The 13,938-nt window shown below is 64.7% G+C and carries 13 protein-coding genes, 2 tRNA genes and 1 pseudogene; 8 read left to right on the top strand and 8 right to left on the bottom strand.

Going from position 1 to position 13,938, the window contains the following annotated elements; genetic code table 11:
• Nucleotides 1–183: 183 nt before the first annotated feature.
• The 6 genes from B3547_RS17145 to B3547_RS17120 all read right to left on the bottom strand — a co-directional run bounded on the left by B3547_RS17145 (nt 184) and on the right by B3547_RS17120 (nt 3,448).
• A complete protein-coding gene (locus B3547_RS17145) occupies nt 184–1,557 on the bottom strand; it encodes an FkbM family methyltransferase (RefSeq protein ID WP_292965051.1) in 1,374 nt (457 codons plus the stop codon).
• A 78-nt stretch (nt 1,558–1,635) separates the two neighbouring features.
• Nucleotides 1,636–2,070, bottom strand: a complete 435-nt coding sequence (locus B3547_RS17140) for a hypothetical protein (RefSeq protein ID WP_292965048.1) — start codon at nt 2,068–2,070, stop codon at nt 1,636–1,638.
• Nucleotides 2,071–2,348: 278 nt separating this feature from the next.
• Nucleotides 2,349–2,639, bottom strand: coding sequence for a hypothetical protein (locus B3547_RS17135; RefSeq protein ID WP_292965045.1), 291 nt, complete (start codon nt 2,637–2,639; stop codon nt 2,349–2,351).
• Nucleotides 2,640–2,779: 140 nt separating this feature from the next.
• Nucleotides 2,780–2,855, bottom strand: a tRNA-Lys gene (locus B3547_RS17130).
• 24 nt (nt 2,856–2,879) lie between these two features.
• Nucleotides 2,880–2,955 (bottom strand) — tRNA-Ala (locus tag B3547_RS17125).
• A 175-nt stretch (nt 2,956–3,130) separates the two neighbouring features.
• Nucleotides 3,131–3,448 carry an FYDLN acid domain-containing protein gene (locus tag B3547_RS17120; RefSeq protein ID WP_124809047.1) on the bottom strand — a complete coding sequence of 106 codons (318 nt, stop codon included), beginning with the start codon at nt 3,446–3,448 and terminating at the stop codon, nt 3,131–3,133.
• Nucleotides 3,449–3,680: 232 nt separating this feature from the next.
• Between B3547_RS17120 and aroA the strand changes: the two genes are divergently transcribed.
• Genes aroA through B3547_RS17100 form a run of 4 tightly spaced genes read left to right on the top strand, consistent with a single transcriptional unit; the run spans nt 3,681 to nt 6,350 of the window.
• Nucleotides 3,681–5,006 (top strand): 3-phosphoshikimate 1-carboxyvinyltransferase, encoded by a 1,326-nt coding sequence (aroA, locus tag B3547_RS17115; RefSeq protein WP_292965054.1) that lies wholly within the window; start codon nt 3,681–3,683, stop codon nt 5,004–5,006.
• A gap of 16 nt (nt 5,007–5,022) precedes the next feature.
• Nucleotides 5,023–5,277, top strand: a complete 255-nt coding sequence (locus B3547_RS17110) for a CBU_0592 family membrane protein (protein ID WP_125957071.1) — start codon at nt 5,023–5,025, stop codon at nt 5,275–5,277.
• Nucleotides 5,274–5,915, top strand: coding sequence for a (d)CMP kinase (locus B3547_RS17105; RefSeq protein WP_292965041.1), 642 nt, complete (start codon nt 5,274–5,276; stop codon nt 5,913–5,915). The genes B3547_RS17110 and B3547_RS17105 overlap by 4 nt, the downstream gene beginning before the upstream one ends.
• Nucleotides 5,916–5,969: 54 nt before the next feature.
• Nucleotides 5,970–6,350: a PilZ domain-containing protein gene (locus tag B3547_RS17100; protein ID WP_292965038.1), complete on the top strand. Its 381-nt coding sequence runs from the start codon at nt 5,970–5,972 to the stop codon at nt 6,348–6,350.
• 19 nt (nt 6,351–6,369) lie between these two features.
• Here the strand turns inward: B3547_RS17100 and B3547_RS17095 are convergent, their stop codons facing one another.
• Complete coding sequence (locus B3547_RS17095) at nt 6,370–7,329, bottom strand: DUF808 domain-containing protein (protein ID WP_292965035.1); 960 nt, start codon at nt 7,327–7,329, stop codon at nt 6,370–6,372.
• 310 nt (nt 7,330–7,639) lie between these two features.
• Here B3547_RS17095 and B3547_RS17090 point away from each other — a divergent pair, with 310 nt between their 5' ends.
• The gene (locus B3547_RS17090; RefSeq protein ID WP_124809042.1) at nt 7,640–7,957 is read left to right on the top strand and encodes a hypothetical protein; all 318 of its coding nucleotides are present in this window, start codon (nt 7,640–7,642) and stop codon (nt 7,955–7,957) included.
• Between the two features lie 108 nt (nt 7,958–8,065).
• Here the strand turns inward: B3547_RS17090 and B3547_RS17085 are convergent, their stop codons facing one another.
• Complete coding sequence (locus tag B3547_RS17085; RefSeq protein WP_292965032.1) at nt 8,066–8,431, bottom strand: hypothetical protein; 366 nt, start codon at nt 8,429–8,431, stop codon at nt 8,066–8,068.
• Between the two features lie 317 nt (nt 8,432–8,748).
• Here B3547_RS17085 and mdh point away from each other — a divergent pair.
• The 3 genes and pseudogenes from mdh to odhB all read left to right on the top strand — a co-directional run.
• A pseudogene (gene mdh, locus B3547_RS17080) lies at nt 8,749–9,692 on the top strand (malate dehydrogenase).
• Nucleotides 9,693–10,002: 310 nt separating this feature from the next.
• The gene (locus tag B3547_RS17075) at nt 10,003–12,843 is read left to right on the top strand and encodes a 2-oxoglutarate dehydrogenase E1 component (protein ID WP_292965029.1); all 2,841 of its coding nucleotides are present in this window, start codon (nt 10,003–10,005) and stop codon (nt 12,841–12,843) included.
• 50 nt (nt 12,844–12,893) lie between these two features.
• On the top strand, nt 12,894–13,938 hold a 1,045-nt coding region (gene odhB / locus B3547_RS17070; RefSeq protein WP_292965026.1), incomplete at its 3' end, for a 2-oxoglutarate dehydrogenase complex dihydrolipoyllysine-residue succinyltransferase.

Below are 13,938 nucleotides of genomic sequence, written 5' to 3'. Positions count from 1 at the left end.
CGCCAGAGTTTTTCGAACCCTCCAGGTGGCGTCGCACCAGGCATCGATACGGTCGGGCAGTCGCTAGGCCCGACCGCTGACCCCGTCTCCGACGTATCCAGCGATCGGGCAGCGTCGGTGAAGGGGCTTATGCCGTTCCAGAGCTACTCGGGGGGATCAGACAGCCGCTCGCTCTGCCGACGACTAGGGCTGGCTCTCCTGCGGACATATGTCGGCCGATATGAATGTGCCCTTTGCCTGCCCGTGAGTAACTAGCCGAAATTCGATGTCGCAATACGATGGCGGATGATCGTATCTGATAATCAATTCGCCGGTCGCGGCGTCATAGTTATTTCCGGTAATATCTTCAGAATGCAAAACGCCCACTTCTCCGCGTGAATGCGCGTAATTGCTGAAAATATCCATTGAGCAATTTTCCAGCACGGTTCCTTTCGCGAACCGAAACACGATTTTCTGGGAGCCCTGCCGCACCCACATGCAAGGTCCGTACACGATGTGGCCTTTTACATTTTCATCGAAATCAATGTGGCCAAAGGCGTTGCGGGTGTTCAAGCCGGTGAAAAACATCCTGGCTGGAACATGCGCGTCTTTGAGACCTTCAATAAGTGATGGATCGGAAATGTTGGTAAAGTAGTGATCATACTGGATCTGATTAATTTTAGTGAGCCCTAAGCCAGATATAACTTTGTTAAATTTAGCCCAAAGCGTTTCGTCAAAATCAAAGCACTCAACTTGTATTAAAACTCTATTACGCTTGATCAAATTCGAAAGCCCGGGAATAACCTCCGATTCGTATCCTTCGACATCGATCTTAAGCGCGATAAATTCGCCCTCAAGATCGGAAAAATATTCATCTATTACAATGTTGTCAACCATAGTAGACGATGTACCGCTACCCCCGTCAACAGACCAGCCGCCGCGATTTTCCAGCAAGTCGTCGTGATTGGATACGCTCGTTTTACCGGATTTTGCCGAAACGACAGCATTCAAGGCCGTAATTTTTTCATGCAGATTATTGCAGAGAAGGTTCGCCTTGAGTTGTATATACGTCATTGGATTAGCTTCGAACGTAAATATCCGGCTATCTGGAAAATGCTTATTGAAAATTAGCGAGTAATATCCAAAATAAGACCCAATATCAAAGAAATAGAACGGCGCTCCTCCAGCACATTTTCTGGCGGCAGAGGTAAAGTATTCAACTTGCTCTTCCTCCCAGAACCCATTTTCCAAGATACATTTATCGACCAGAGATCTACTGTCTAAGAAAAAAGTAATGCCGTTACGCTCCGCGACCTGCCAAGTGGCCTTTGAAGCGAGTTCGGAAACGCGCTGGTTTAGGATCGACATGCTCTTTTGGATTGCATGAAGGGCATCGACAGCATCGACGCTGCCTTTGACCTGATCATACTGGAGCGCAGAAATGTTAGCGAGGTCGCGCTCGACCTTCTCCCTGGCCGCATTCTCGATTCTTACGTGCTCATGCAGCAACCGTCGGTCGGCCAAGGTTTCCTCGTGGAATTTTTTCGAAAGCAGCGGCATTAGGATCGAGACCCCCAAAAAATTAAACGCTCATCTCAATCGCAATTTCAGGCGAGCATGGCAACTTGGATAACATCACCAATGCCGATCGGTGCCTCAACGGGGCAAGAGTTTGGTCGGCACCCGGACCGGCATACCGTTCCGCCAGCGTACGCCGCTGACCTGCACACCGTGGGCCGCCGCCAGGCGCTCGATCTCCGCAATCTCTTCGGCCGCCGCACCCTCTCCGATGAGGACGTGTCGCAGGGCCTGCCCGAACGGGACGAAGCACTGTTCGTCGGGTGGCGCGTTGATGGCCAGGCGGGCCTCGTTCTCGTAGGCCCAGCCCTCGAACTTGGTCAGGTGGTACTCGCGCCAGAACTGCATGACGTGCGCGGTGCCGTACTCGGCCAGCCCCAACTCCTGATACTTCTCGTACGACACGTGCATCGCCGCCTTCACGGTCGAATCGTCCTTCGGGGCGTATCGGATGTTGCCGAAGATGAGAGCCTTGCCCTGGTGGGCGGCCATGGCGGCCTCGACCAGCGCCACCCGCTCGTACCTTCGCCGGCCTTCCGGTGGCGGCCGCCGTAGTGCGCCCACATGCCCGGGTGCTGCCATCCGTCGCTGTCGTTTATGTCGAGGGCCGCCTGCGTGCCCCAGCCGCCCTTGTCGTTGGAGAAGCTGGCGAAGGCCCAGTGCGACCGCATCATCCGGTCCAAGTCCTTGCTGAGTTCCATGGCCAAGCCCGGCTGCCCGCTTTCGTCGGGACAATAGATGTCGAACCACCTCGTAGCCCGTTCGTAGTCGTCGTTCGCCCTGGTGTAGGGCTACAGCAGGAGCGACCCGCTCTCCAGTATCTTCACCACGTTCTCCGGCGTCGTGTAGTGGTGGAGCAGGCCGGGGCCGCACTTCGTGCCTTTGTAGTGACCGGAGGGGATGAAGAAGAAGCAGTCTGGGCGGTCGAGGTGGGGCAGGTCCACCGGCCGGGTCGGCCACGATATGCCTTCGAAGAATATCGCCTCCACCGGGTCAGGGCCAGCGAACTTTATGGCGCCGCGGTCATCGACGTACACTTCGGAGAAGCCAGCGGTGCTCAGGGCGACGAGTCTCAGTACCACATGACCACGCTAGCCTCGCCCACACCAAATTGCATCACAGGAACGTGCCGGTAGCGATCTGCTACGGCGCTAGCACGCAAAGGTGGAGGCCGGTCGCGCAACGACTGTCCTGGCTATTTCATTATATTTACTGGAGAATGTGGTGGACGCACTAGGGCTCGAACCTAGGACCCGCTGATTAAGAGTCAGCTGCTCTACCAACTGAGCTATGCGTCCATTCCCGTCATCGAAACGGGGGGATGGTGGAGCCGAGGGGGATCGAACCCCTGACCTCTACAATGCCATTGTAGCGCTCTCCCAGCTGAGCTACGGCCCCACGGTATCCAGCGGAAACGCCCTGGGAGGCGCTCCGTCCGGCAGTTGCCCTGCCGGGAGCCGGGCCTTTAAGTGAGGCCCGCGCGGCTGGCAAGAGCAATTTTCGCCACCGCCGCAATTTTGTGACCGGAGCTTCCGGACCCGCAAAGTGCCGGGCCGGAAGCGCCAGCCGGAACTCAGTTTTCGTCGGCTTCGTCGTCGTGACCGGGCACGCCCAGGTCATCGTCGCCGCCCAGATCGACGTCGTTGTCGGGCGAATCGCCGTCCTCGTCGATATCCAGATCCTCGTCGGCCAGATCGACGTCGGCGTCGGCCTCGACCTTCTCCTTCTGGATTTCCTCATAGGGAATCGGCTGCTTGGACTTCAGCACCGGCTCGGGCTGCCAAGCGTACTTGCATTCGACGCAGGTGACCGGGTCCGCGTTGCCCAGGTCGTAGAAGCGGGTGCCGCACTTCGGGCAGGTGTGCTTGGCGCCCCATTCAGGCTTGACCATGAAATGTCCTCGATCTTGCCGGCGGCGGAAAGCCGCAGGCCGGAAACTTGTGCTTGATGGTTACCCGCGCCGCCAAAATCAAGCCACCGGGCACCAATCGGTCGCGCGCCTTGCCATAGCGCGATGGCGCTGTCAAAAGCCCGCGTTCGCAAAGGCCCCGGCCCCGCCCGATCCGCCCGATACCAAGACCCGCCAGGAAGACCCCGACGTGACCGCTGCCGATCCTGCGCAGATGCGCCCCCGCCGCTTCACCGCCACCGGCCCGCTGCGTGGCCGCATCCGCGTGCCGGGCGACAAGTCGATCAGCCACCGGTCGCTGATGCTGTCCTCGCTGGCGGTGGGCGAAAGCCGCGTGACGGGCCTGCTGGAAGGGGAGGACGTGCTGTCCACCGCCGCCGCGATGCGCGCGATGGGCGCGGACATCGAACGCACAGGCCCCGGTGAATGGCGGATAAACGGCGTGGGCGTTGGGGCGCTGTTGCAACCGGCGCAGGCGCTCGACATGGGCAATTCGGGCACATCCACGCGGCTGCTGATGGGTCTCGTCGCCAGCCATCCGATCACGGCATGCTTCACCGGCGATGCCAGCCTGTCCAAGCGCCCGATGGGCCGGGTAATCACGCCGCTGTCCGAGATGGGTGCGACGTTCACCGCCTATCCCGGCGGCCGCCTGCCGCTGATGGTGCAGGGCGCGGCGCCGGCGGTGCCGATCGCCTACCGCCTGCCCGTCGCCTCGGCGCAAGTGAAAAGCGCGGTGTTGCTCGCCGGCCTCAACACGCCGGGCACGACGACGGTGATCGAGCCGGTGCCGACGCGTGACCATTCCGAACGCATGCTGCGCGGCTTCGGCGCGGAGCTGACCGTCGAGGTCGACAGCGACGGCGCCCGCGTGATCCGCCTGCGCGGCGAAGCGGACCTGAAGCCGCAGGTGATCGACGTGCCCGGCGATCCTTCGTCCGCCGCGTTCTTCGCGGTGGCGGCGCTGCTGGTGCCGGGGTCCGATCTGGTGATCGAGAACGTCGGGCTCAATCCCACGCGCGCGGCGCTGTTCGACGTGCTGCGCCAGATGGGCGGCAGCATCGAGGAACTGGATGCGCGCGACGTGGGCGGCGAACCGGTGGCCGACCTGCGCGTTCGCCATTCGCCGCTGACCGGCATCGCGGTCGATCCGGCAGTGGTGCCCAGCATGGTGGACGAGTTCCCCGTGCTGTTCGTGGCCGCCGCGCTGGCCATGGGGCGCACGGTGACAACGGGGCTGGAGGAACTGCGCGTCAAGGAATCGGACCGCATTGCCGCCATGCGCGCGGCGCTGGAGCTGGCCGGCGCAACCGTGCGCGAGACCGAGGACGGGTTGATCATCGACGGCACCGGCGGCGATCCGCTGCGCGGCAGCGGCAATCATCCGGTCGTCACGCACCTCGACCACCGCATCGCCATGGCCATGGCCGTGGCGGGCCTGGCCAGCAAAGCCGGGGTCGAAGTGGATGACACCCGTCCCATCGCCACCAGCTTCCCCGCGTTCGAGGCGCTGCTGGCGGGGGCGATGCAGGCGGCGTGATGGCGGATACCTGCGCATGACGGACACCGGCGCGAACATCGCGGGCTTCGCGGGAATGGCCTGCATCATCTTCGCCTATGCCTATACCACCCGGCAACAGACGCCGAACCCGTTCGTCCAGCACGGCGTGAACCTGGCCGGCGCGGGATTGCTGACGCTGTCGCTGCTGGTGCACATGAACCCGGCATCGTTCGTCCTCGAATTCTTCTGGGCCGCGATCGCCATCTGGGGGCTGGTCAAGGCCTACCGCAACCGGAGAGCGCAACCGTGATCATCGCCGTGGACGGCCCCACCGCATCGGGCAAGGGCACCATCGCCAAGGCGCTGGCCCGGCACTATGGCCTGCCGCATCTTGACACCGGGCTGCTCTATCGCGCGGTGGGCTGGCAGGTGGCGCACACCGGCGGCGATCCGGACAAGGCCGACGACGCGCTGGCGGCCACGGCGTTTCCCGAGGCGCTGCTCGACGAGCCGGAGCTTCGCAGCGAAGCGACCGGCAGCCTTGCCAGCCGCGTGTCGGTCCACCCCGCCGTGCGCGCCGCGCTGCTGGAGCGGCAGCGCGCGTTCGCCCACCAGCCGGGCGGCGCGGTGCTGGACGGGCGCGACATCGCCACTGTGATCGTGCCCGGGGCCGACGCCAAGCTGTTCGTGACGGCCAGCGTGCCGGCGCGGGCGCTGCGGCGGTGGAAGGAAATGCGCGAACGCGGGCAGGACGTGAGCCGCGAGGCGATCGAGGCGGACCTCGCCCGGCGCGACGAGCGCGACAGCACCCGTGCCGAAGCCCCGCTGCGCCAGGCCGAGGGCGCGGCGCTGCTCGATACCTCCGCGATGCCGCCCGAAGCGGCGATTGCCGCCGCGATCGCGCTGGTCGACCGGCAGGTGGCCGGAAATATTTCGTCCCGCTCCTGAAATCCGCGCCGCGTCCGCCGTCCTGCGATTGTGGTTAACGGCGCGGAGGCGAAAATGTGGATCGACCGGGAAGACATTGCGCATCTGCACAAGCGCCGCGCGCGGCGCATCGGTTTCGAGCTGCCCGTCCGGGTGAAGCACGGGCTGGTTCGGTCAACGGCCATGCTTAAGGACCTGACAACCCATGGCGCCCGTATCGCGGGCATCGCCGAACTGCACATCGGCGAAGGGCTGACGCTGTTCCTGCCCGATCAGCCCGCGACCACGGCTTTCGTCGTCTGGTCCGAACCGATGTCGTCCGGACTCGAATTCGCGTCGCCACTGGGCGAGCATGCTTTCGCCGAACTGGTTGCCGGCTACGCGCTGGGACAGGCCCGCCCCTACATCGCCAGCGGCCTGGAAGCGCTGCGCACGCTGCGGCCCGCCTATTGCTGAGGCGTTCCGCGCGGGCCGATCAATCCCCCGCGCCGCTGCGCATGGCGCCGAAGAGATGGACGACCATCGCGAGCACCGTGCCCACGACCAGCCCAACCACCGCCGAGACCCCGGCATAGGCCAGCCAGCCGGCAACGCCGCCCGGCACCCCTTGCCCCACGCCCGCCTGCACCGCGTGCTGGATGCCGTGTGCCAGGGCCGCCGGATGGTGGAACCCCAATTCGTCCGCGCCGTGGAGCAGGATGCCCCCGCCGACCCACAGCATCGCCGCCGTGCCCACCGTGGCCAGCAACCACATCACGCGCGGCATCGCCGCCACCAGCATTCGTCCGAACCGTCGCGTCATCGCCCCCGCGCCCGGCCGCCGGGCGAGATGAAGGCCGATATCGTCCATCTTCACGATCACGCCCACCGCGCCATAGACCGCGATGGTGATGAGAATGCCTACGATCGCGAGGATGATCGCGCGCGCGATCAAGCCCTGCCCGCTGACTTCGGCCAGCGCGATCGCCATGATCTCCGCCGAAAGGATGAAATCGGTGCGCACCGCGCCTGCCACCCGCTGATGTTCGAACGCGGCAACATCACCGACAGGACCGTCGAGCGTTTCGCCGTGCTTGTCGCCGCCTAGCTTCTCCATCACCTTTTCCGCGCCTTCGAACGACAGGTACAGCCCACCCAGCATGAGCAGCGGCACCACCGCGCCCGGCAGGAATTCGCTGAGGATCAGGGCGATCGGCAGCAGGAACAGCAGCTTGTTGCGCAGGCTGCCGCGCGCGATGCGGAAGATCACCGGCAGTTCGCGATCCGGTGTGAAGCCGGTGACGTAGGACGGCGTGACCGCCGCGTCATCGATCACCACGCCCGCCGCCTTGGCCCCGGCCTTGCCCGCCGCCGCGCCGACATCGTCCAGCGAGGCGGCCGCCGCGCGGGCGATCACCGAAACATCGTCAAGCAGCGCGACCAGGCCCGATGGCATGTAAAATTATGTCCCTGAAAGCAGTTGGCCCGCCCGGTGTGGACAGGCCAGCGGATTATCGCAAGACGGAACAACAGGCAGGCAGGACGAAAGCGGCGTGGACAGGCGCACGGGCATCGGAATTTCATCCGATACGGTTTCTTTGTTGCGCCGTGCCCCGTTTCGGCGGCCGGGGAAGGCGGCGCGCGCAACAGCCTTAACGCGCCCTACACCTTGTCGCCCAACGCTCCGTTAGCGGCATAGGGGTAGAACCGCAGGATCGATACGGATGGTCGCCACAACGGCGACATCAAGGAGAGATTGGTCGCCCATGCTACGTTTTGCCCCCCGCTATGGAATCATCTCGCCCTGCCTCGTGCGGCCGGCGCGACGAGGAGCGATCCGGGCGGCGAACGATAACGGCGCGCCGCGCACCGGGCAGGACCTTCAGGCGGATTCGCTGGTCGACGCGGCGCTGCGCCTGTTCGGCACGCACGGCCTTTCGGCGGCGGCGCGGGCCTGCGACGCCGCCCACGAGGCGGAACGCCTGGGCGATCACGAGCGCGCCGAATGGTGGATCGCGGTATGCGACACGCTGGACCACCGCATGGCCCGCGCCTTCCGCCGCCAGCAGGCGCGGGCACGGTAGGAAGGGCCGGGAGCGCGGCGCGGGGGCGGGTTGGGTATGTCCAGGAACGCGAAGATCGCCGCTATCATCAGCGTCATTCCGCTGACATTCTTTCTGATCTATCTGAGTTTAGCCGTCCAGTGCGCGATCAATGGCGACCCGGCATTTGACGTTGTGGTCAAACCGGCTGTGGTAATGATGGCTTTCCCGCTCATGTATCTTCTCTAGGACGGAAAGAGCCGGCAGGAAATAATAGACCATCTTTTGGTGGTTTTCAGCATGGCCGGTGGAACTGCGCTGGTGCTCAGTTTCGGACTGGCATGGCTGGCGGATTGGCGTGTCAGGAAGGCGATCGCCTTCAGCGCCGACGATGAACCGCAGCCGACGGCGGAAGGCACGCGGACCAAGGTTGGCGATATCTTTGATTGACGTGGCCGCGGGCACCGCCGCGCCAACCGTCCCAGCACCCGGCCCGTATGGCGCATCCTTCGACAAGCTCGGGACGAACGGGTTTGGGGATTGGAGACACACGCGGACCCTCCGTTCCCCGGCCATTTCCGCCCCCGGATTCATCCACCGTTCAGGCTGATCGCGAGACTCGGAAACAGCGCCGCAATGCTTCGCTTGCTATTGCGAACTGTTATCACAAAAACCTTGCAGATCATACCTTTTTCGCGGTTGCTTTCGCCAAAAAGCGGGCCTACGGGCCGTTTTACCCGTCAGGCACCCTTCCCGGCACGCGGGACGCGGGAGGGCTGAGAGGCGGTTGCTTGAGCGTTTGTCCCGCGTCTACGGGGAAAGGACCGTAAAGCATGGCACGCAAGAAGATCGCACTCATCGGCGCAGGCAATATCGGTGGCACTCTGGCCCACCTCGCCGCCCAGAAGGAACTGGGTGATATCGTCCTGTTCGACGTCGTCGAGGGCGTTCCGCAGGGCAAGGCGCTCGACCTTTCGCAGTGCGGCCCGGTCGAGGGCTTCGACGCCAGCATCATCGGCACCAACGATTACAAGGACATCGCGGGCGCGGACGTCATCATCGTCACCGCCGGCGTCGCCCGCAAGCCGGGCATGAGCCGTGACGACCTGCTGGGCATCAACCTGAAGGTCATGAAGGCCGTGGGCGAAGGCATCCGCGACAACGCGCCCGACGCCTTCGTCATTTGCATCACCAACCCGCTCGACGCGANNTCTCCGGCCTGCCGCACAACAAGGTGGTGGGCATGGCGGGCGTGCTCGATTCGGCGCGCTTCAGCACGTTCCTGGCATGGGAATTCGGCGTTTCGGTGCGCGACGTGAACTCGTTCGTGCTCGGCGGCCACGGCGACACCATGGTTCCGGTGGTCGAATATTCGACCGTCGCCGGCATCCCCGTCACCGACCTCATCAAGATGGGCGCCTCCACCCAGGAAAAGATCGACGCGATCGTGGCGCGCACCCGTTCGGGCGGCGGCGAAATCGTCGGCCTGCTCAAGACCGGTTCGGCGTTCTATGCCCCCGCCGCTTCGGGCATCGCCATGGCCGAAGCCTATCTGGGCGACCAGAAGCGCGTGCTGCCCTGCGCCGCCTATGTCGACGGCGCCTATGGCGTTGACGGCCTCTACGTGGGCGTGCCGGTGGTGATCGGCGCGGGCGGCGTGGAAAAGGTCATCGAGATCAGCCTTGACGACGCGGCCAAGGCCAACCTCCAGGTCTCGGTCGACGCGGTCAAGGAACTGCTGGTGGCCTGCAAGGGCATCGACGGCTCGCTGGCCTGATCGCTTCCCTGGCGACCCCGCGCTCCCATCCGGCGCGCGGGGTCGATCGGGCAACTGCCACGCCCGGCGATACGACTGTTTAGGATTATCGCGGCATAAGCCGCTTTCGCGGACCTTCCGCACCACGGACGAACCCATCCCGAAGAATGGGGACCATCTTTCATCCGGCGATCTCGCGGAACACGGGCCGACTGCCTATATTCCACCGGTCGCCACCCGGCCGCAAACCGGGACGCCGCATCCCTGATGCCCCCGCCGTTCGGGGGCTGACTGATCCCCTCCTCCCCGGGGAAAGGACTGGACCGAGACCATGGGCCAAGAACTGCACGAATTCGACGTCGATCCCAGCCAGGAAGGCCCGCAGCAAGGCCCTTCATGGCAGAGCAAGCGCTGGCCGATCACCGATGCCGCGCAAGGCGATGACCTGACCCAGGCGCTCGACCCGATGGCGCTGCGGCTGGTGGTGGAAAAGGCCGCCAAGAAGCCCGGCGCGCCCGCGCTGGACGAAGCCGCGCTGGAACAGGCGGCATCGGATTCGATCCGCGCCATGACATTGATCCGCACGTTCCGCGTGCGAGGCCATCTGGCGGCCAATCTCGATCCGCTGGGCCTGGCCAGGCAGGAACTGCCGGCCGACCTTTCGCCCGAATACCATGGCATCAGCGGCACCGCGCTGGACCGCAAGGTCTATCTCGGCGGCGCGCTGGGGCTGGAATGGGCCACCTTCCGCCAGCTCGTCGACATCCTGCGCCAGAACTACTGCGGCAAGATCGGCTTCGAGTACATGCACATCGCCGACGTGGAGGAGCGCCGCTTCATCCAGGACCGCATCGAGGGCGGCGACAAGGCGATCGACTTCACGCCCAACGGCAAGAAGGCGATCCTGGCTGCCGTGATCCGCGGCGAACAGTACGAGAAGTTCCTGGGCAAGAAATACGTCGGCACCAAGCGCTTCGGCCTGGACGGCGGTGAATCGATGATCCCGGCCCTGGAAGCCGTCATCAAGTACGGCGGCCAGCTTGGCGTGCGCGAGATCATCTATGGCATGGCCCATCGCGGCCGCCTGAACATCCTGGCCAACGTGATGGCCAAGCCATACCGCGTGATCTTCCACGAATTCTCAGGGGGCACCGCCAACCCCGAGGACGTGGGCGGATCGGGCGACGTGAAGTACCACCTGGGCACCAGCACCGACCGCGAGTTCGACGGGATCAAGGTGCACATGAGCCTGCAGCCCAACCCGTCGCACCTGGAAACGGTGGACCCGGTGGTGCTGGGCAAGACGCGCGCGCAGCAGGCGTTCCGCGATGATATCGGCAAGGGCAAGCACAAGCAGGTGCTGCCCGTGCTGATCCACGGCGACGCCGCTTTCGCCGGCCAGGGCATTGTGTGGGAATGCTTCGGCTTTTCGGGCGTACGCGGCTACAACACCGGCGGGTGCCTGCACTTCGTCATCAACAACCAGATCGGCTTTACCACCAGCCCGCAGTTCTCGCGCGGATCGCCCTACCCGTCGGACGTGGCCAAGGGCGTGCAGGCACCGATCATCCACGTCAACGGCGATGATCCCGAAGCGGTGACCTTCGCCTGCAAGCTGGCGATCGACTATCGCCAGCAGTTCGGCCGCGACATCGTGATCGACATGTGGTGCTATCGCCGCTTCGGCCACAACGAAGGCGACGAGCCCGGCTTCACCCAGCCGCTGATGTACGCCAAGATCCGCCAGCATCCGCCGGTCTCCGCGCTCTACGCCGACCGTCTGGTCGAACAGGGCGTGATCGACAAGGACTGGAAGGGCGAAAACGAGGACCGTTTTACCGCGACGCTGGAATCCGAATTCCAGGCGGCCAACACCTACAAGGCCAATGAGGCCGACTGGTTCGGCGGACGCTGGTCGGGCCTCAACAAGCCGGCCGATCCGGTCACCGCGCGCCGCAACGTGGCCACGGGGATCGAGCGCAAGCTGTTCGAAAGCCTGGGCCGGGTGCTGACCACGGTGCCCGACGGCCTGACCATCCACAAGACGCTGGGCCGCGTGATCGACGCCAAGCGCCAGATGTTCGCGACCGGCGAAGGCTTTGACTGGGCCACCGGCGAGGCGCTGGCCTATGGCAGTCTTGTCACCGAAGGCTTCAACGTGCGCCTTTCCGGGCAGGATTCCGGGCGCGGCACGTTCAGCCAGCGCCACGCGGTGTGGGTCGACCAGACCGACGAGCACAAGTTCGTGCCGCTGGCCACGCTGCCGCACGGCCGTTTCGAGGTGCACGACAGCCCACTGTCCGAATACGGCGTGCTGGGCTTCGAATACGGCTATGCCAGCGCCGACCCGAAGACGCTGGTGCTGTGGGAAGCGCAGTTCGGCGATTTCGCCAACGGCGCGCAGATCGTGATGGACCAGTACATCGCCGCGTCCGAGGCCAAGTGGCTGCGCGCCAACGGCCTGGTGATGCTGCTGCCGCACGGCTACGAAGGCCAGGGTCCGGAGCATTCGTCCGCCCGCCTCGAACGCTATCTGCAGCTGTGCGCGGAAGACAATATCCAGGTCTGCAACATCACGACGCCGGCCAACTACTTCCACGTCCTGCGCCGCCAGATGCACCGGCCGTTCCGCAAGCCGCTGATCATCATGACGCCCAAGTCGCTGCTGCGGCACCCACTGGCGAAGTCCTCCGCCACCGACTTCATCGGCGATGGGCACTTCATGCGCATCCTGTCGGACACCAACGGTTCCGCCGACGACAAGACGCGCCGCGTGGTGCTGTGCAGCGGCAAGGTCGCCTATGACCTGATCGAGGCACGCGACGCGGCAGAGCTGGACGACGTGCAGATCATCCGGCTCGAACAGCTCTACCCCTTCCCCGGCGAACCGCTGGCAGCGCGTCTGGCGCGAATGCCGAACCTGGAGGACGTGGTGTGGTGCCAGGAAGAACCGCGCAACAACGGTTCGTGGTTCTTCGTCGATCCGCTGATCGAGGAATCGCTGAAGGCCGCCAAGAGCAAGGTGGGGCGTCCGCGCTATGCCGGCCGCCACGCGGCGGCTTCGCCCGCCACCGGCCTTGCCAAGCGGCACGCGGCCGAACAGGCGGCGCTGGTAGCCGACGCGCTGGGCCTTTCCGTTCGCGATGAAATCCGGCGCAAGAAGAAGGCCTGAAGCCCGCCCTCGCAGCCTAGCCCCCCATTCTTCCCAAGGAATACCAAGCAATGTCCATCGAAGTGAAGGTTCCGACGCTCGGTGAAAGCGTCAGCGAAGCGACCGTCGGCCAGTGGCTGAAGAAGCCGGGCGACACCGTGGCCGTGGACGAACCCATCGCCAGCCTTGAGACCGACAAGGTCGCGGTGGAGGTCCCCGCCCCGGCCGCCGGCGTGATCGGCCAGCTGATGGTGGCCGAAGGCGATACCGTTTCGGTCGGCGCGCTGCTGGCGGTGATCGAGGAAGGCGGCGCCGCTGCCGCCCCCACTACCGCTACCGCCCCCGCCGCTACCCCGGCCCCTGCTCCGGCCCCCGCCGCTGCTTCGGCTCCCGCCGCCGCCACCGCCGATGCCGACGCCGCCGTGCTTTCGCCGGCCGTGCGCCGCGCGGTCCTGGAACACGGGATCGATCCCTCGACCGTCAAGGGCACCGGCAAGGATGGTCGCCTGACCAAGGAAGACGTCCTTTCCGCAGCGCAGGCCAAGCAGGCAGCGCCCGCCGCCGCTGTTTCGGCCCCTGCCCCCGCTGCAGCGCCCGCTGCCGCGCCGACCGCCGGCCGCAACGAGGAACGCGTCAAGATGACGCGCCTGCGCCAGACGATCGCCAAGCGGCTGAAGAGCGCGCAGGAGAACGCCGCCCTGCTCACCACGTTCAACGACGTGGACATGGGCGCGGTGATGGAAGCGCGCGCCAAGTACAAGGACGTGTTCGAGAAGAAGCACGGCGTGAAGCTGGGCCTGATGAGCTTCTTCGCCAAGGCATCGGTGCTGGCGCTGAAGGACATCCCTTCGGTCAACGCGCAGATCCAGGGCGAAGAGATCGTCTATTTCGACTACGTCGACATCTCGGTCGCGGTCTCGGCCCCGAACGGTCTGGTCGTGCCGGTGGTGCGCGATGTCGACAAGATGAGCTTCGCCGACATCGAGAAGGCCATCGCCGACTACGGCAAGAAGGCGCGTGACGGCGCGCTGACCATGGCCGACATGGCCGGCGGCACCTTCACCATCTCCAACGGCGGCGTGTTCGGCGGGCTGATGTCCACCCCGATCATCAACC

The sequence above is a fragment of the Novosphingobium sp. UBA1939 genome (genome assembly GCF_002336885.1).
In the GTDB taxonomy this organism is placed as follows: domain Bacteria; phylum Pseudomonadota; class Alphaproteobacteria; order Sphingomonadales; family Sphingomonadaceae; genus Novosphingobium.
This window is presented reverse-complemented; position numbering and strand designations above follow the sequence as displayed.